This is a genomic window from Actinotignum schaalii (assembly GCF_028864145.1).
GTDB classification, from domain to species: domain Bacteria; phylum Actinomycetota; class Actinomycetes; order Actinomycetales; family Actinomycetaceae; genus Actinotignum; species Actinotignum schaalii_B.
On record NZ_JARBHJ010000001.1, the window covers coordinates 85206 to 103477 of the forward strand.

At 61.7% G+C, this 18272-nt stretch carries 13 protein-coding genes; 7 read left to right on the forward strand and 6 right to left on the reverse strand.

The window, feature by feature from the left end; all coding sequences use genetic code 11:
- Nucleotides 1-18: 18 nt before the first annotated feature.
- The gene (locus PWJ82_RS00375) at nt 19-366 is read right to left on the reverse strand and encodes a DUF2304 domain-containing protein (RefSeq protein ID WP_274732855.1); all 348 of its coding nucleotides are present in this window, start codon (nt 364-366) and stop codon (nt 19-21) included.
- 1 nt (nt 367) lies between these two features.
- Entirely contained in the window at nt 368-1123 is a 756-nt protein-coding gene (locus tag PWJ82_RS00380) for a glycosyltransferase family 2 protein (RefSeq protein WP_126135045.1), read from the reverse strand.
- 267 nt (nt 1124-1390) lie between these two features.
- Here PWJ82_RS00380 and PWJ82_RS00385 point away from each other — a divergent pair, with 267 nt between their 5' ends.
- A complete protein-coding gene (locus PWJ82_RS00385) occupies nt 1391-2668 on the forward strand; it encodes a glycosyltransferase family 39 protein (protein ID WP_274732854.1) in 1278 nt (425 codons plus the stop codon).
- Between the two features lie 130 nt (nt 2669-2798).
- Here PWJ82_RS00385 and PWJ82_RS00390 read toward each other — a convergent pair whose 3' ends face one another.
- Together PWJ82_RS00390 and PWJ82_RS00395 are read right to left on the reverse strand one after the other, a co-directional pair.
- Complete coding sequence (locus tag PWJ82_RS00390; RefSeq protein ID WP_274732853.1) at nt 2799-5246, reverse strand: glycosyltransferase; 2448 nt, start codon at nt 5244-5246, stop codon at nt 2799-2801.
- On the reverse strand, nt 5243-6766 hold the full coding sequence (locus tag PWJ82_RS00395; RefSeq protein WP_274732851.1) for a hypothetical protein: 1524 nt from the start codon (nt 6764-6766) through the stop codon (nt 5243-5245). The genes PWJ82_RS00390 and PWJ82_RS00395 overlap by 4 nt, the downstream gene beginning before the upstream one ends.
- Nucleotides 6767-7072: 306 nt before the next feature.
- On the opposite strand from PWJ82_RS00395, the gene PWJ82_RS00400 reads away from it, so the two are divergent.
- The 3 genes from PWJ82_RS00400 to PWJ82_RS00410 are packed head-to-tail and all read left to right on the forward strand — an operon-like array spanning nt 7073 to nt 11154.
- The gene (locus PWJ82_RS00400) at nt 7073-7999 is read left to right on the forward strand and encodes an ABC transporter permease (RefSeq protein ID WP_274732849.1); all 927 of its coding nucleotides are present in this window, start codon (nt 7073-7075) and stop codon (nt 7997-7999) included.
- A gap of 24 nt (nt 8000-8023) precedes the next feature.
- Nucleotides 8024-9271 carry an ABC transporter ATP-binding protein gene (locus PWJ82_RS00405; protein ID WP_126135040.1) on the forward strand — a complete coding sequence of 416 codons (1248 nt, stop codon included), beginning with the start codon at nt 8024-8026 and terminating at the stop codon, nt 9269-9271.
- Nucleotides 9272-9315: 44 nt separating this feature from the next.
- The gene (locus tag PWJ82_RS00410; RefSeq protein ID WP_274734829.1) at nt 9316-11154 is read left to right on the forward strand and encodes a hypothetical protein; all 1839 of its coding nucleotides are present in this window, start codon (nt 9316-9318) and stop codon (nt 11152-11154) included.
- 110 nt (nt 11155-11264) lie between these two features.
- On the opposite strand, the gene PWJ82_RS00415 is transcribed toward PWJ82_RS00410, so the two are convergent.
- Nucleotides 11265-13316, reverse strand: coding sequence for a glycosyltransferase (locus tag PWJ82_RS00415; protein ID WP_274734830.1), 2052 nt, complete (start codon nt 13314-13316; stop codon nt 11265-11267).
- Between the two features lie 216 nt (nt 13317-13532).
- On the opposite strand from PWJ82_RS00415, the gene PWJ82_RS00420 reads away from it, so the two are divergent.
- Genes PWJ82_RS00420 through PWJ82_RS00430 form a run of 3 tightly spaced genes read left to right on the forward strand, consistent with a single transcriptional unit; the run spans nt 13533 to nt 16689 of the window.
- Nucleotides 13533-14582, forward strand: coding sequence for a glycosyltransferase family 2 protein (locus PWJ82_RS00420; RefSeq protein ID WP_126135037.1), 1050 nt, complete (start codon nt 13533-13535; stop codon nt 14580-14582).
- Nucleotides 14579-15769, forward strand: coding sequence for a glycosyltransferase family 4 protein (locus PWJ82_RS00425; RefSeq protein ID WP_274734833.1), 1191 nt, complete (start codon nt 14579-14581; stop codon nt 15767-15769). The genes PWJ82_RS00420 and PWJ82_RS00425 overlap by 4 nt, the downstream gene beginning before the upstream one ends.
- Entirely contained in the window at nt 15766-16689 is a 924-nt protein-coding gene (locus PWJ82_RS00430) for a lysylphosphatidylglycerol synthase domain-containing protein (RefSeq protein WP_274734834.1), read from the forward strand. The genes PWJ82_RS00425 and PWJ82_RS00430 overlap by 4 nt, the downstream gene beginning before the upstream one ends.
- Here the strand turns inward: PWJ82_RS00430 and PWJ82_RS00435 are convergent.
- Entirely contained in the window at nt 16603-18237 is a 1635-nt protein-coding gene (locus PWJ82_RS00435) for a hypothetical protein (RefSeq protein ID WP_274734836.1), read from the reverse strand. The genes PWJ82_RS00430 and PWJ82_RS00435 overlap by 87 nt on opposite strands.
- Nucleotides 18238-18272: the final 35 nt, after the last annotated feature.

Here is an 18272-nt window from a genome sequence, read left to right on the forward strand (position 1 = left end):
ATTTGATGCACATGAAGTTTACGCCTCAGGTAGGGGCGTCGCGCGTTCCGCGCGTAGCAAAGCTATTTCTTCAGCCAAACGCCGCCGGTCTTCTTCCAACCGGGAGACTGCGGTAGAGAGCTGGATCGTTACCATGAGCAGCACCACGCACGCGATCACCAAAATCATATTGGAGGCGCGTTTGAAACCGAGGGCTTGGGAAACGAGGAAAACAACCTGGGGCCAGATTGAAATAACGAGCAGGCCGATACCGATAAGGAACCAGATATACACGTAGGTTTGTTTCATCCGCCGGGAGCGCAGCAAGATAAACAGATATATAAGGAAGAGGATGCTCGCGGCGATGGGCAAGAGGCGGTACAGCACGTTATTGCCTTCCTTCGGTTCCGTCGAGATCTTTTTGGCCGGGGCGGGTGGAAGCTACCGCCATGGCGATAATACCGCGCAGCAACAGACGTGCGGCTTTGAGCGGGTTATGGGAGGGAGTGCCACCCTGCCGTTCGCGCATCTCCACCCCTACCTGGGTGACGCGCAGCCCAGCTTTGCTGGCGATAATAAGCGCTTCGATGGTATCGCCCAGGTATTCAGCCGGGAGCTCATCAGCGAGGACCCCGATGGCCCTCCGGTTCGTTAGCTTGAAACCCGAGGTGGTATCCGTGAGCCGGGTGTGATGCACGCGGGAGAGTACCTTGGAAAGAAATCGCATAGCCCAGGCGCGCGGGCCGCGCACCCGATAGGAGCCCCGCTCGGCAAAACGCGCCCCGATCACAATATCGGCACCGGTCTCATCCATGCGGGCCGCCAGGCGAGCAATATCTTCGGGGCGGTGCTGGCCATCGGCATCTACCTGCACAGCGCGGTCAAATCCGTGCCGCCAGGCGTACAGGTAGCCGGTGCGCATAGCCCCGCCCACCCCGAGGTTAATGGGCAAATTGAGGACAGTAGCCCCGCCGGCCGCGGCCACCTGCGCGGTGGCATCCCGGGAGCAATCGTTAATGACCACGAGGGATGCGTGCGGAACTGCCTGGCGTAATTCGGTGAGAACCGCCGGCAGTGCCTCTTCTTCATTCCAGGCCGGAATGAGGACGACGAGACGTGGGTGTCTGTCTTGCTCAGAAGTCATTCTTTGATTTTAGGCCATTTAAGCCCGAGCTTGAACGAACGCTCGTGCTGTGTGCCCTATATGAGGGGCGGTCGTTCGCGATAAGATAACGCGGCAAGTGAAACGTTGTCCATCTCAAGGAAATCCATGGTTGCAGCCACACACGCGGATGCTCGGGCACCTCGGGCCGAGTCGTCTCCGCAACACTCTCAGCATCGGGCGGCTCTCTTGTCGCGGTTCCGTAGAATCAGCGCCGGGCGCCCCTGGGTCGTGTGGTTAGCCGTCCTAGTGTTCTTCGGAATTCTGGGCGGGGCGCTCAACCTTCACTTCATCACGACCAATCCGCACCTGTCTCCCTTCGATGAATACGTGTACCTCGACGCGGTAGATAAGGCCGGGCGCGGGATCGTGGTACGTGACGGGATGACCACGGACTCTTATGCCCGTGAGGTGCTGGCCTGCCTCGGTTTCGGTTCCAATCCGGTCAGCTCGGCAACCATCGGGGTGTGCGGGGGAGATTTCCCGGATGAGAAGCTTCCCTTCGCGGGTTATACCACCGCCGGGGTGCATTCGCCGGTCTATTACTTCCTGACCGCCTGGCTAGCCAAGCCCTTCACCATGCTGGGAATGGGCTTGCTGGGTAGCGCTCGCCTCACCAGCGTGCTCTGGTTGGTGGTGGGTATGACGGTGCTGGCGTGGGGGATGCGCCGTGTTGGTGCCACCTGGGCGATGGCGCTCACGGTGCCGCTCCTTATCACGTCCATGCCCACGTTCCGCACCACGAATTGCTATATCACCCCGGACGCGCTCAACCTCCTTGTTGGCACCCTTATTATCTTCGGGAGTATTTTCTACGCGCGCCGGCAGTGGTCAATCGGCTGGCTCATCCTCATCTCCGCGGTGGCCTGCGTGGTGAAAATGCAAAATATTTTCGCGGTGGTGGCAGCCCTCATTTTCCTGGTGTGGTACCGGATACGGCCCGGCCACGGCTGGGGTAAGAAAGCCGCTGCTGATCCCGCTAAGCTGCCGCGCTGGTGGGAAATTGGTGCCCTCGGGTTGGTCTCCGCGATAGCAGGCGGTGCCTGGCTGGTTATTCGCACGTTCATTCCGGTGGCACGCCCGGATATTGTGGTGGATCCTACCGGGGCGCTTGATCTTCGTCAGTTGCCCTATATGACCGATGATGCGCTTCAAATTATTTTCGCTGGCATTGGCGGGACTTCCGAGCAATATCCGAAATCACCCTTCGCGAGTGTGGTGCTCTGGCTGGGAATTACCGCCATTGTAAGCGTGGCCTGGATCCTGGAACGTCACTCCACTTTGGCGCAGCGTTTCTGCCAGGCAGCCGCGGTTTCTTTCCTCGGCATCGCTCCGGCGGTGGTGCTCGGGTTCAATATTCTTTCCGGCTCACTCACCTTTATGCAGCACCGCTACGGGATGGTTCTTATCCCGCTCTTCTGCGCCGCTGCCGCCTGGATCAAGCTGCGCCACTCCGTGACCTGGGGTTTGGCGCTCCTCACCGCCTGCGTATATGGATACGCCCTCATTATTCCCTCGGCAACGTAGCACATTGCCGCAACGCAGCAGCTGATCATGCCGGCGGCATGAGGGATGCCCGCGGAACGCACCGAGCGATCCGCGGGCATCTGTGCACCTTCCTCAGACGCACGAGGGGCGACTAGGTGGACTAGGTGAACTAGATGTACTTGCGCAGCCGGGACTTCACCTTCGAGGCCAGCACCTTCGGGCCGCCGGTACGCAGGTAATCCACCACGAGTTTGAGATCACGCATCGGGTTGAAACCGGGGTCGATAAAGCCGAGCATGGTTCCCGGCACATCGTCCCCGGCGCGGAAAGCCACATCCGCAGCCCGGCGTGGATGCCGGCAGAACTCCAGCAGCGGAGCCAGCGCCCGATCCCAGTGGAACTGCTGGGCGAAACCGGCAATATTCGCACGCGCGCGAGCCGCTGCGGCGTCGTCGTACAGCAGTGTTTCGAGCGCGGCGGCGAGGGCCTCCACGTCGCGCGGGGGTACCGAGATGCCGATGCCTTCGCTATCGAGGGCATTCCCGAAAGAATCCCCGCTGGTCGCCACGATCGGCAGCCCGGCCCACAGGTAGTCGAGGATACGGGTACGGAAAGAGAATTGGGTTTCCACGTGCTCGAAATGGGTGGAGACTCCCACGTTCGCATCAAGCAGGTAGTTCTGGCGCTCGTGGTAGGGAACCCAATCGTGGTTGAAGAACACGTGCCGGTTCGTCAGGCCCAGCTCATCGGCCAGGGCCACCGCTTCGGAAGCGACCCGCATGGCCGGTACCCCCGGATTCGGGTGTTTCATCCCCAGGAAGTAGAGGCGCACGTCGCTATGGGTGCGGGAAAGTTGCGCCACCGCGCGAATGAGGGAGAGCGGGTCGAACCAGTTATAGACCCCGCCGCCCCAGAGAATCACCTTGTCATCCATACCGATGCCGGGAACCTTCCCGCGGATGGCGTGCTCGGTTTGCCGGGGGGCTTCTTCGCCCAGACCGAAAGGCGCAATATCGATAAGGCTGCGCACATCCGCGTTGTCGGGAAGGACATTGCGGTTGATGCGGCCCATACTCGCCAGCTGCCCCAGCCAGAAATTGCGCTGTTTATCCGAGGCGCACAGGAATTTATCGGCGCGAGCCAGCTGCCGGTTGAGCACGCCGGTCACCCCGGTGATGGAACGTTCGCGGCCCTCCGGCCCCTGGTCGCGGGCCTGTTCGAGCTGCTCGAGGTGCATGGGATCGTAAATATCGGCCACGATGATCTTTTCCGAGCTCATGAGCCACGGGGCGCTTTCCAGCAGGAACCCCTGGAAAATAATGACGTCCGCCCAGTCGGTGCAGGCGCGCAGGGTATCGGTATCGCCATTGTGGATCTCGAAAGCCTGGGGTACCACCTTCCCTACGCCGGCTGTGGAGCACAGCCGTACCGGGTGTTCGAGCGCCAGGCGGGTACACATTTCCCAGGCGCGGATAGCCGGCCCGGCCATTTTCTCCCCGATGGGTTCGCCAGTCACCACCAGCACCTTCGCCTGCCCGGAGAAACGCTTGGCAATCCCGAAGAAACGCGCTAGCGCCTCGTGGAGGTCCAGGTAGCGGGGGAGCGGGTAGGCCGGCTCCATAGCATTACGCATGAGAGTGATGATTTCCGCGTCTGACTTTTTACGCCCGGCCTGGATTTCCCGGCGCGATTCGACCAGAGAAGGCAGAATATCGCGGAAATACGACACCGCGTAGGGCGAGGTGGCCGCCATCTTCGTGATGGTGCCCTCCGCGGCGCGGTAAGAATCCGGGCCGCGGCGCGCCTCCACCTCACTGCGTTCGGCGCTGCGTTCGAGTGCAAAAGCGAGGGCCGGGGCGAAAACCGTGCGCAGCAGATCATCCCCGAGATTCTTATACAAGCAGGCCAGCGCATTGCGTTCCAGGAAATACGTTTCGCGGAAATTCCCAAACTTTTTCATGGTGACGTGGTGGCGGTGGTAGGCCACCGACTCGGGCACATAACGCACATCGTATCCGGCCAGATTGGCACGCCACCCGAAATCAGCATCCTCGTAGAACATGAAGTAACGGTCATCGAAACCGCCCAGTTCCTCGAAAACGTGGCGCGGCACAAACATGGCGGCCCCGGTGGGGAAGAGCACATTCTTCGGGGTATCCCAGGCGCCGGTATCCTCGCGTTCCGCCTCGCGCTTGTAGCCCATGCCGAACCACGTCATCGAGGAATCCACGAAATCGATCTTGTCACCCTCCCAGGTGAGCACCTTCGATGCCACGCACCCGACCTTCGGATCCGCCTCGATGGCCTCCACCGCGGCGCGAATCCACTTCTTACCGGGCCGGGCATCATTATTGAGGAAGGCCACGATCTCCCCGCGCGAATGCTCCACCCCAAAGTTACAGCCCCCGGTAAAGCCCAGGTTGGCACCCGATTGCAGGACCTGGCAGTCGGGCAACTGCGCGCGCAGGCGCTCGAAAGAACCATCCCCGGAATTATTATCGACGACGACGATCTCCAGATCCTGCGCGGGCCAGTCACATTCACGCAGGTAGCGCGCGGCGGCAATCGTATCCTCCGCCCCGCGGAAATTGACAAGAATAACGGAAACAGAGGTCACTTGCGTTCTCCCTTGAGAGTGGTTGCCAGGCCGCGCAGCACGCGGCGCAGATGGGGATGCTTGCGGGCGCCGGACTTACCGGGCTCCTCGTAGAGCTGGGTGGTGCCCACCCGTTCATAGGCGTGAATCGGGGAGCGCAGTGCGGCGAGGGCCGCCGCAATACCGCCGTTTTCTTGGGCGACGAGGCTGGTGAGAGAGTGATCGTCGTCGTACGTATTTTGATCGAGGCGATAGTTCCCGGACAGGGCCCCGAGCACAAAATCACGCTGGGCGGTATCCGCGGTGATCAAGCGGTCCGCAATACTGAGCGTTTCGTTGAGAACGCTGGCGTTCGCCCCCAGGCTCTCCGTGCCGGTCACCCCCACCCAATCGGTGCGGACCATCGCCGTGAGGTTCGCGGTGGTGACATCAGCGATGATCACCCCGTGGTTCCCGCTCCACGGGACGGCACGGGCCGGCAGGTTGAGAATATAGGTCACCGCAATTGTGGCGACGGCGCTGCCAATATCGCGGCGGGCCGGTTGGAACGGTGCGGTGGGGTCGACACTCCGCTCGCTCAGCTCTCTGCTTTCCGGATCCCACAGGTAAAGCGGCTCGGGAATTTCAGCGGCGATCCGGGCGAAACGGGCACGGGCCGCGGTATCGGAACCGGCCACCGCGAAAGCGATGCTCGGCTCATGATCGCGGCGCACATCCGCGAAAGCCATGTCCAGGAACTCCCGTTCGGAGGCGGGGATGCCGGCGCTGGCCCACACCAGGTCAAGGAAATCAGCCACATGGGGCAGGCGGCGGTCCGGGATACGGGCAGCGCCAAGAGCCGCTTCATTGCGGCTTTCCAAGCCGGCTAGGGAGGCAGCCCAGTCCCGCACCACCTGGGCCCCGCCGAAAGTGGTGGAGGGGATCTGGAGCGTTGGTACGTCGTCGTTCCCGGGGCGGCGGGCAAGATCGAGGGCCGCGGTATCTACCCCGGAGCTGCGGATCGGGTGATCGATGAGTGCGAGGAAAAGCGGGGCGAGGAATTCCAGCTGGTAGGCCGGAGAAAGATTCTTCGTGAGGATACGCAGGTAGTCCACGGTATCCAGATCGGGGATGCCGGCTTCGAGGAGCGGGGTAGCACGCTGCTCACCGGGCACCCCGGCGGCGCTCAGGCGCCACTGGGCATCCACGGCCAGGGCCGGAAGCGTAAAAGCGGTATCGAGGCCGCCGCACAGGTGCAGCGCCCGCGAATCGAAGGTGTAGACCGGGGCGGGAACCGCGAGGACACCGCGGGACTCGGATGCGTTCGGCTCTTCGGAACGCGGGGCACCCCACGCGGTATTGCGCCCCGGGGTGGCAAGGAGCTGCGCGAGAGCTGTTTTCGTCACAGCACCGGGATCGGTCACCACCGCGGTCACCGTTTCCCCTGCTGTGAGATCCGCGCGCGGGGCGGGCTGGCCCGCAATGAGCTCCGCAACACGGTAGGGGAGGGCGCGCGCTAAAGCCGGCCCGGCTCCGGCGGGAACAAGAACACAAACACTCATGACTGCCTATCATCCTCCGCGGGGCGGCAAGCGCGGCTCACGTAGCCGCGGCGGCTCGCGGGTGAAACTTACTTTCTCTATCGTACAAGGCGACGCGAGCTAGCGCTGACATCACGCCGCAGGGCCTGCTACCGGAGGAGTGCGCGCTTCGGCGCGCGGCCCGGTGCGTGGCGCGGCACGTGTGCTGGTACGCGGCCCGGCGCGCGGAGCGGCCCGCAGCTGGGTAATATGAGACAGATAGGTGCATGCGCGCGGCTAGCCCGGGTGGGTAGTGAGAAGCGCGAATGCCGGTAGGAAAGGTCGGGTATGGCAACAGGGCGCGAACGCGAGGTGGGTCCCGAGGCGCAGGCACGCTTCGAAAAACTCGCCGGCCAGGATCTCACGCGCGTGGCTATTGACACCGGGTTCTTTAGCGGGTGGCGGGCTTCCATCCGCGATATTCTCGCGCATCGCCACCTTCTCGGCCTGCTCACCCGGCGGGAGCTCAAGGCACGCTACAAGGATTCGGTGCTCGGCTACGTGTGGACCCTGGTACGCCCACTTATCAACCTGCTCATCTACTACTTCGCCATCGGCAAGGTATTGGGCGCCGAACGTGCCATCCCCGATTTCGCCATCTATGTTTTCGCCGGGCTCACCGCCTGGGGGCTTTTTTCCCAGATCGTGGCGGCCTCCACCGGTGCGATCGTGAGTAATTCCGGGATCGTCAAAAAGGTGTATCTCCCGCGCGAAATCTTCCCGCTCTCCGCGGCCGGTGCCGCCTTCGTGGACTTCCTCTCTCAGCTGGCCATTTTGGTGTGCGGGGCCCTTATTATCCGCGGGGTGCCGTGGGGGAGTACCCTCATCTACTTCCCGATCTCCCTGGCCGTGGTGGTGGTGTGGGCGGTGGCCTTCGGGCTTTTCCTCTCCGCCGCGAATGTTTACCTGCGGGATGTGCAATACCTCGTGGAAGTTATTCTCCTCATCGGTTTCTGGCTGACCCCTTCGGTGTACTCCTTCGCGATGATTGCCGGAGCAGCCCCCGGTTGGATGATCAACCTCTATCTCCTCAACCCCACCTCGGTGGCGGTTATGGGCTTCCAGCATTCCTTCTGGGCGGCCGGGCAGGGCGCTCTGCTGCCCTCCCATCTCCTCAGCCGCCTGGGAATCTTCCTTATTATTGGGCTGGTGCTGCTCTGGCTCGCACAGCGCTACTTCGCCCGCATGCAACGTAATTTCGCGCAGGAACTCTAAAAGAAAGGCGAGGCAAGGATTCTCATGTCACGTCCCGACGTCATTCAAGTTGATGGAGTTTCGAAGAAATTTATCGTCCACAAAGATAAATCCCTCAAGGAACGCCTGGTTAACGCCGCACGTTCACGCACCCACGCGGAAGAATACTGGGCGCTCAAGAATGTCTCCTTCAGCGTGGCTGCCGGAGAATCGGTGGGCCTGGTGGGTGCGAACGGTTCGGGTAAATCCACCCTTCTCAAAGTGATCGGCGGGATCCTCACTCCCGATGCCGGGCAGGTGCGCACCCGGGGGCGCATGGCGGCGCTCCTAGAACTGGGTGCCGGTTTCCACCCCGACCTGACCGGTATGGAAAATATTTATCTCAACGCTTCTATCCTGGGGCTTTCTGAAGCGGAGATCGATGCCCAGCTCGATTCGATTATTGAGTTTTCGGGGATCCGGGATTTCATCCACACCCAGGTGAAGTTCTATTCCTCGGGGATGTACGTGCGCTTGGCTTTTGCGGTGGCGGTGCATTCGGATCCCGATATCCTCCTCGTGGACGAAGTGCTCGCGGTGGGCGATGAGCCTTTCCAGAAGAAGTGCATGGAGAAGATTCGCCAATTCCAGCGCGAGGGGCGCTCCATTATTCTGGTTTCACATTCCGCGGCGCAGGTCATCGAGGTGTGTGATCGCGCCGTCGTTCTGGATAAAGGCGCCATGGTCATGGTGGGGGACGTGCGCGACGCGATGTCTCGCCTCCACCAGGGCTACCAGGCCCAAATGCTGGCTGAACTGGCCGCGAAGAACGGCGGGGTGCTCACCGCGGTGGATACCCACCCGTGCAGTATTGAGAACGCCGCGATTGTGGACGGGGTGCGCACCTCCGATGATGGGCTCTTCGTGCATATTAGCGGTGACACCATGCGCATCGCCTTTGATCTGGTGGCCCATGAGCCTTTGCATGATTATGGCGTGGTGGTGGAAATCGCCACGATGAACGAGGGCACCCCGGTTTTCGGGATGTCGAGCCGCCGCCTCCAACTTCCCCTGCCACCCATCACGGACCGGGAAACTATCATGGTTGTTCTTCCCGACCTGCCGATTGGGGAGGGCGATTACATTGTTAATCTTGCGATTCTCAACAGTGCGGATATTGAAATCGAGCGGCGTAATAGCGTTGCGCTCTTCACCACCAAATCCGATGGCATGACCACGGGATTCGTCAAAACCTTCCCCGAAGTCTATGTTCATAATGTTAAGATCGAGGCGGGGAGCGCAACGAGCCACTAACCGCGTTCGCGGCCACCACGCTCCCGCGAACAGAGGGGAACCACGTGCCAGTTATCGATGCCCAAGCGCGCAGCGCTCCGCTGCGGTGGCGCACCCGTGGCTTCGCGGGCCTGGGCGCTCTCCTCTATTCCCTCGCCCTGTCGTTTATCTACGGTGTGAACGCGTGGGCCATCGGCCCGGTGCACGCCTGGGTGGCCGACCTTGGGCGCCTGCAATGCGGAACTGAGTTTCCGCGCCTGTACCTGCAAGAAGGGCGCTGCCCCACCATCGGTTTTCCGGAAGGGACAGCCACGGTCAACGGCGGTATTTTTAGCCGCGCGGCCACCTTCTTTTCATTAATATTTCCCGGCGACGCCGCCGCAACGCTCTCTGCGTGGTACCTCATCTGGATCGTCCTGGCACTGGTGGGCGCCTACGGGCTGTTCTTCTGGCTCACGGCGCACCGCCTGATCGCGGCACTGGCTGCCGCGGTATGGATGATCAACCCGTCCCTTATCGGAATGGGGAATTTTGGTACCACCTTCTGGGGCGCTCTCCTTCTACCCGCCACCATCTACGTGGGCACGGTGCTGCTGCGTTTCTGGCTGCAGCCGCCCTGGTGGCGCCGGCTTCTTGCCGGAGCCGGTTGGTGCGGGGTTCTTACCTGGGCTGTTTTCCTTGATGGTTATTCTTTCGTCATGCTCGGCTTCACCGCTGGGGTGGTGGTTATTGTGCTACCGCTGCTGCGCGGGCGTAGCGGTCTGCGGGATGCCGGTCTGGGCTTTGTCTATATGTCGGTTGCCAGCGCAGTTGCGCTAGTGGTCTATTACCGCAGCGCCGGTGGTGCCCTGGCCGGCATGGGTACCAGCGAAGATTTCTTCCGCTCCATGGGAGTGGATGTAGCTACCACGATTATCCCCACCTCGAGCGTATGGTGGGCCGACCTCCTCGGAATTGGGCTGGATGCGGATGTGCTGTGGGGAGACGGCACCAACGTCCGCTGGAATTACATCGGTATCGCGGCCTTGGTGCTGCTCGTTTGTGTGCTGGTCTGGGCGCGCGGGCCACGCCGCTACGTGCTGCTCTGGGCTTGCGTGGCGCTGGTGGCCTTTGTTATCGCCCTGGGGCCCTCGCTGAAATGGTGGGAGATCCGCGGTCCGCTGACCCCGCCGATCCAGGTGAGCGACTACCTGATGCCCCGCTCGGAGGCCGTGTGGACTTTCCCGTGGGCACCGCTGTATGAGGAGCTCCCGGGGCTCGATCTCATGCGGGCGATCTACCGCTGGATGCTGGTGGTCCGCCTGGCTCTTCTCGCGGCGCTCGCGAGCGGTATCAGCGCATTGGTGCGCAGCGAAGCGCGCGGCAGCTGGAGGCGGGTAGCCTGCGGAGTTTTAGCCACGCTGGCTGTGGTGGGCTCCGCCCCGAACTTCGCCGGCCTAGCGGTAGGGGCCAGCTACCGTGCCACCCATCTTGAGGCACTTATCGGTGAGATTCCGGAAAAACTTGATGCGGCTCTGCCGGACGATGCCGTGGTGGCTTTCAGTTCCCCGGTATCAGGCGGTAATGATTTCCTAGCCGGGGTGCTCGCGAGCGAGTCTGACCTGGTCCTCTACAACACCTTCGGAGATAAAGATGTGGCCCGGGCCCGCGAAAACTGGACCCCGGAAATGCAGGATGTCATCGGTTCGCACGTGAACTTTGGGCATTCGGTGTGGCAGGTGCTCTACACCGGGCAGGTGCAAGCGGTTATCATCCCGAATTTTGATTTACGGTGGGGAATTGAACAGGGGTCCACGGATACTTTTGCCGCGGAGGCGCAAGCGTTGCGTGAACAAATTGCGTCCGATCCGCGCCTGCGGGTGGAACCCCATAAGGATTTCACCATCGTGACGCTCGCGGAATAGCGCATTGGCGTACTAGCAGGCAAGTGCGCCAATGCGCCAGCGCATGATCGGCGTGCGCGTTACCCGGATGAGCGGCAACGCGCACGCTTCGCCCCCGATGCCCTCGGTGCTCAGACGCGCGTAATCCCCGCGAAATCAAAGGCGGCCGCGAGATCCTGGTGGAGGCGCGGCACGCCCATAATCTCCTGAATATGGCGCTCACCCGCGGTAGCGAGGCGCTCCCACAACTCATCATCACGCATGCCGTCCACGATGGCCCGGGCGAATTCCTCCGGGCTATTGGCGATCAGCGCGGTGTGGCGGTCCTCCAAGCCCATACCCTCTGCGCCGATATCGGTGGTCACAATAGGCACGCCCCAGGAGAGAGATTCTCCGACCTTGCCCTTCACGCCAGCACCGTAGCGTAGCGGCGCGATGGAGAGCCGGGCCGGATTATAAACATCGGCTAAATCAGCGGCGTAGCCGCGTAGCTTCACACCGTTCCCCTCAAAAACGCGCAGGGATTCCGGCGGGTTCTTCCCGTACACATTGACCTCGACATCACCGAGCTCTTTACGCACCAGCGGGTGCACCTCGGTGAAATACCATTTCAGGCCATCCGCGTTCGGGGGATGGGCGAAGGAGCCAATAAAACTGATGCTGCGCCGGCCCGTCAAACCGGCGGGGTGCTCTACCGGGACGTGCACATTCCCCACTACAAAGACCGGAAGTTCGGGGTGGTCCGCATGCAGCATCTTGGCCTCTGCGGAGGACACAACCAGGGTGGCGGTGCTCGCTCGCATAACCCCGAGCTCCAATTCCTTAGTTTGATGCGCGGCGGTGATAAGAGCAGCGTCATCGGCAAGTTTCGCTTCGCGTAATTCGCGGGTACCGTGCAGATCCACCGTGTCAAAAATAACGGGGACACCCGGAAGTGCGTGGGTAATGGGGAAGAGGCTTGCGGCGGCTACCCCGACTCGGGAGAGTATCACCCCGCGCACATTCCCGCGCAGCAGGATGGTGAGGGCTTGCCCGCTAATATTCGCGCGGCCCATATCGTTATATGTATCGTAGACAACCTGGATCCCGTACGCGGTCAAATTGCCGACATAGGGTTCGTGGCGGGTTTTGTTTTGCGGAATGAAGATGGGTTGGTATCCGAGCCGGAGCAGTTCCAGCAAAATCTGTTCCATTCGCACCGAACCCGAGTCCAGATCCGGGGTGATAACAGCGCCGTCGCATACAATAACAACATTTTTCGTATGAACGGCTCTTTCGATCTCAAAATCGGGATCCTCTTCTGGACTTAACGGCTGCGCGGCCAGCTCAGCCGCCCATTTTTGCCGGAACTTGTCCCGATTGATGACCTGGTAACGTTTCGTTCCAGACGAGGTTTCGGTCCCGTTCGATACGCCTTCGTGGTGAATAACGAGGGAGCGCGGTTCATAAACGGTGCGGTAGCCCAAGCGCCGTACTTCAAAAGCCAGATCGGTATCTTCGTAGTAGGCGGGAATATAGCGTTCATCAAAGCCGCCCAGTTCATCAAGAATGGACTTGCGTACCGCCAAGCACGCTCCGGAACAGTAATCAACATCCCGGAAATAGGTATAGGAGTGATTTTCGGGATTATCTCCCTTCCCGTAATTCCAGGCGCTACCGTCAGAAAATACCACGCCGCCAGCTTCCTGCAACGTACCATCTGCGTACACCAAGCGCGCTCCCACCAGCCCAATGGTGGGATCCTTCAGGCGTTCCACAATGGGCAGGAGCCAGCCGGGATTCACTTCGGTGTCATTATTGAGATAGATAACAATCTCACCGCGCGCATACTGGAGTCCGGTATTGCAGGCCCGAATAAAACCGCCGTTTTTCGGCATATGAACAACGCGCAAGCCGATAATGCGATCCAGCTTCTTGCCGGTGGAATCCGGGGAACAATCATCTACCGCGATGATTTCATAAGGAATATTCCCTGCCGTTTCCGCCACCGCTTTCAGGCAGGCAAAAGTTTCCTTCCAGTGCCCGTAGACAGGAATAATGATGGACACCAGCGGCCGCTCCGAGCAGGGCACCTGGTAGAGAAGCTTCTGGAGTACCTTGCGCCCGGCAGTTTCCGCTCCCGGAACGCGGCGCAGCGCGGAACGGAGGGCAGTCATGGCCGAGGAAGAAGAAACATTCGTCACGGCGGAATCCTTTGGTTGAAGAGGCGGCATCGGCTGTTCTGTTCTTTGAATTGTACTGTAGCGGCGCGCCGCGGCGCGGGAAGCACGGACCTCGCGGCGCGGGATACTGTTGGGATGCCGGCGCCCTCCCAGCGTGCACCTGCGTATCTCCCCGTGCGAGCCCGCGTAGCTTGTTAGGCTAGGTGCTGGATAATCGCTGATATGGCGGAGAGGGATATGAAACTATTTGTGCAGGTTCCGTGTTTGAACGAGGAAAAAACCTTGCCCCTGGTACTGGAGTCCATTCCCAAGGAAATTCCGGGCATCGATAGCATAGAGATCCTTATTATCGACGACGGATCGACGGACGCGACCGTGGAGGTCGCTAAATCCTACGGGGTCACACACTTTGTACGCCACGCCCGCAACCAGGGCCTGGCACGCTCCTTCCGGGACGGCGTGGAATACGCGCTCGCGAACGGCGCGGATATCGTGGTGAATACCGACGGTGATAACCAGTACCCCCAGGAAGCTATCCCGGAACTGGTGGCCCCCATTGTGGCCGGGCGGGCCGATATTGTGATCGCGGACCGGCAAACCTCCAAAATCGCGCACTTCTCCCGTTTCAAGAAGCTCATGCAGAATGTGGGTTCCCGGGTGGTCAATCGGGCGGCCGGCACCAAACTCCCGGACGCTGCCTCCGGTTTCCGCGCCTACTCCAAGGGCGCGCTCTACCGCCTCAATGTGGTCACCCAATTCTCCTACTGCATGGAGACTATTATTCAGGCCGGTAATAAGCGCTTGCGTATCGACTCCGTACCCATTACCACCAACCCGAAAACTCGCGAATCGCGCCTGTTTTCCAATATTTTCCAGCACATGTTCAAATCGGGAACCGCGATTGTGCGTTCCTACCTCATGTTTAAACCCCATGTGCCCCTCGGCTGGACGGCAGCGATTACCGGGATCCTCGGTGCCATTCCTTTTATCCGCTTCCTCATCTTCTACTTCATGGGGCAGGGCGCAGGCCATATCCAATCTCTTATTTTCGGTTCGGCCATGATCGTGGCTTCGATTATTTCCATCACCATCCTCATCATCGCGGACCTGCTGAAAACCAATCGCGTGCTCCTCGAACAGCAACTGGAGGGCATTAAAGCCCTGCGCTTCGGCCCGCCGCGCCCGCTGGCTGCCACCGCGAGCATCGAGCAAGCCCCCCATGCGCTCGAGGTGCCCGATGAGCTGGAATCCCGCCAGGTGGGCGAGGCGGGGGAGGCCCGCGCGTGAGAATCCTGGGCTTTGGTACCTACAACACCGCGAACCACCCCCGGGTAGGGGTGCTGCTGCGCGGATTGGCTGACCACGGGCATACCGTGCGTGAACTCAACTACCCCCTCGATACCGGCACCGCCGGGCGGGTAGCTGCGCTCGCCAGCGCCCGCGGGGCACTTTCTTTCGGTGCGGATATTGCCCGGCACTGGTGGCGCCTGGTGCGCGGAGCCCGGCGCTTTCGCGGCCCGCACGCCCCGGACGTTATCGTGGTGGGCTACCTCGGCCACTTTGATGTGCTCCTCGCCCGTCTCCTTTTCCCACGCACCCCCATTGTGCTCGACCACCTTATTTTCGCCTCCACCACCGCCACTGACCGCGGCCTGAACACCGGCATCAAAGACCGCCTGCTGCGCACCCTGGATAGCGCCGCTATTCGCGCCTCCACCATCACGGTCCTGGATACCCCCGCGCACCTGGCACATATGCCCGAAGCCCTGCGCGCTCGCGGCGTTGTTGTTCCCGTGGGCTCGCCGGAAAGCTTCTTCGCGGCCCGCAGCGCGCATCCGGTCCACACCCCACCCCGCGTGGTTTTTTACGGCCTCTTCACGCCGCTGCAGGGCACTGTCACGATTGCGCGTGCCCTGCGCCTCGTCGAGGAACGCGGCGTGGACCTCGAGGTTACCCTCATCGGTACCGGTCAAGATTATGCCGAAGTGCGCGAGATTCTGGCGGGCGAGGGCGCGCACGTCCGGGTGACGTGGCGGGATTGGGTCGACGCCGCCGCGCTGCCGCGCGATATCGCCACCCATGACCTCTGCCTGGGAATCTTCGGAACTTCGGATAAGGCCCAGCGTGTGGTTCCGAATAAGGCCTATCAGGGCATGGCCGCCGGCCTGGCCCTCATCACCTCGGATACCGCCCCGCAACGCGAGATGCTCAAAGAAGCCGCCTGCTACGTTCCCGCGGGGGATGCCAGGGCGCTAGCCGATATGCTCGTCCGCCTTGCCGCGGAGCCGGAAGTTGTTACCGCGGCACGCACCCGCGCCGCCGCGCGCGCGGATCTAGCTTTCCACCCCGCCCAGGTGGTGCGCCCCCTCCTCGCCGCCCTCGACCGAGTCCCGGGCCGGCGCGGCACGAGCCGCAGCAAAGTCCCAGATTTTGGTGCAAATATCCACCAGAGCGGCGAAAAGAGCACCCGGTGAAGAAAATTCTTAGCGTCCTGCAAGCACCTCCCATGCGGGCCGGGTTTATGATCCTCGCGGTCATTGCCGCGATCTGGGCCATCGTGGCCAACCGGGAGGCCGTGGGAGAGGCGCTAGCCGCACTGCCCTGGTGGGTGAGTTTGGCCGGAATCGCGCTATCTCTCCTCTACGTGGCTTGCACGATGGTTTCCTGGCGCTACCTTCTCAATGACGTGGGCCAGCCCGTCCCTGCGCGGGTAGCCCGGCGTATTTTTTATAGCTCCCAAGTGGCGAAATACCTGCCCGGCGGAGTGTGGAATTTCGTGGCGGCCGCGGAAATGGGCGCGGCGCATTCCATCGCCCGGCGGCGCTCCTTCGTGGCGTTGCTCGTCTCCATGGTAGTTTCCATCGTTACCGGCCTGGTGCTCGCGGTCCTCGCGCTGCTCCTCGGCCCGGCCGGCCTCATGGCGGATTACGGCTGGCTTGCCCTGGCCATCCCGGTGGGCGTGGTGGCCCTGATTCCACCGGTTCTCAATAAAATCATTAGCCTGGGCCTAAAAATTCTGCGGCGCGGGCAACTGGAAGCACAGCTGAGTTGGCGCGGCACCGGCCTGGCGGCATTGTGGGCCGCGGCCGGATGGCTCCTCATGGGCGCCCAGCTCTGGCTCATGCTCATATACCAGGGCATGGCCGCCTCGATCCCCACCTTCCTGCTCGCCACCGGCGGTTACGCGCTAGGCTGGACCGTCGGTTTTCTTGTTTTCTTCGTCCCGGCCGGGGTGGGGGTGCGGGAACTGGCTCTTGCCGCAGTACTGTCTACCGCGGTTGGGAGCGGGCCGGTTGTCGTCGTCGTACTACTCTCGCGCGTTTTCACGACTCTCGCGGACGTGAGCCTCGGGCTCCTCGCCGGTTTCGCCGCGCGCCGTGCGGCCCGCCGCTAAAGTCTGCGGATGCAGATACTCGCGCCACGCGGCACGTAGCGCGCTCAGATGCGGGCGGTAGCGGCGCACAACAACGTACGCAACCGCGCAGGAAAGTCCCACGCACAACAGGAGACCCAGGAGCGCGCGGGGCGGCGTCGTCCAGGCGACCGCGAACACCGGGGTACGCAAGCCCACGTAAAAACGCCAGGCCATCCGCACCGTGAAATCAATGGTGGTGACGGCGAAGAGCAGTGCCCCGGCCAGGGAAAGAACCGGAAGGAGGCGGGAGGCACGCGCGGGATCCGTCTGTTTACGCAGGTCGTGATGCTGGAGGAGGGCCGCCGCGCATGTCACCAAGAACGGGAAAACGAAGGGGAACCAATAGCGTCCCTGCCACATAACCAGCGGGATACGATCCGCCACCGCAGTATTGAGGAGCAGGGCGCTGAAGGGGAGAACCACCACCCCGAAAATAACCGCGCGGCGGTGGTGGCGTGCCCCGGCCCGGTAGACCGCGATAAGCAGGCAGGCGAAGAAAATTACGTAGCACAGGGAGACCGGGCTGCTCGGCTCCACGTTTCGCCAGCCCGCGGTACCTATTGTTTCGTGGATGTAATAGGGCATGGTCCCCAGGATTTGTAGACCCATGCGGAAAGCACCCTTATTCGCCACCGGATCGGGTGCTTTCCCGTAGGTGGAGGACAGGTAATTCCATCCGAACCAGGCGAGGCACCCCAGGGCACATAGCGCGAGGAAAATCCAGAATCCGGGGGTGCGCAGGTAGCGCTGTACCGCCACGCGCCCAAAAATAATTGCGAAAAGTAGACACAGCAGTATCGCCCAGTAGGGACCCACCGGGCGCGCGCAAATGAGGGGGATAGCGGCTAGACCCCCGCCGATCCAGCGCCACAGCTCTTCGCGGGCGGGAACGTGGTTGAGGAGGGGGAGGAGGAAACCGGTGAGGGCCAGGGCCGCCCCGATTTCCATCGATTGCGGATTAGAAAAACCGCTGAGGGAATAGAAACCCGGAGCGAGCAGGCCGATGGTGAGATAGGGGAGCGCCGCGCTGCGCAGCCCCGCGTAAAGAGAAGAGAAGCCGAGCGCGGCCAGCCCGGCGAAAAGCCCGGCGGAGAGCACCCGGATACCCCAGAGCACATATTTCCCGGAGGCCAGCAGCAGGGGCCAGTGGGTGAGGTAGTAGTAGAGCGGCGGATAGTTAACCGCCGAGGTGCCCTGGGAGATGAGTTCGTCATTTGTGGTGAAAATACGGGAGCAGAAAGCGGTGGCGGCCGGGTCGTGGCGCCAGCAATCGGGGGCACCGCGCCGCAAAAAAGCGGGGGCATCCACGCGGATACTCTTTTGGGGGATTTGCCCGGTGACCACGGCATAGCCGTAAATTTCGTGCTGGGTTTCATCGGGGCCGCCGTTGAGCGGGGTGAGCAAACTGAGTCCCATCGCATAGATAAAGAAACCCACGAAGGCGAGGAGGAACACTTTTCCGTGCACTACCCGCCGGCGGTCCCGCGAAAAATCGATGGAACGCGCCTCAGCAGCATCGCCGCCCATGATCACCTCGATTAGTCATTGATTTACGTACATCT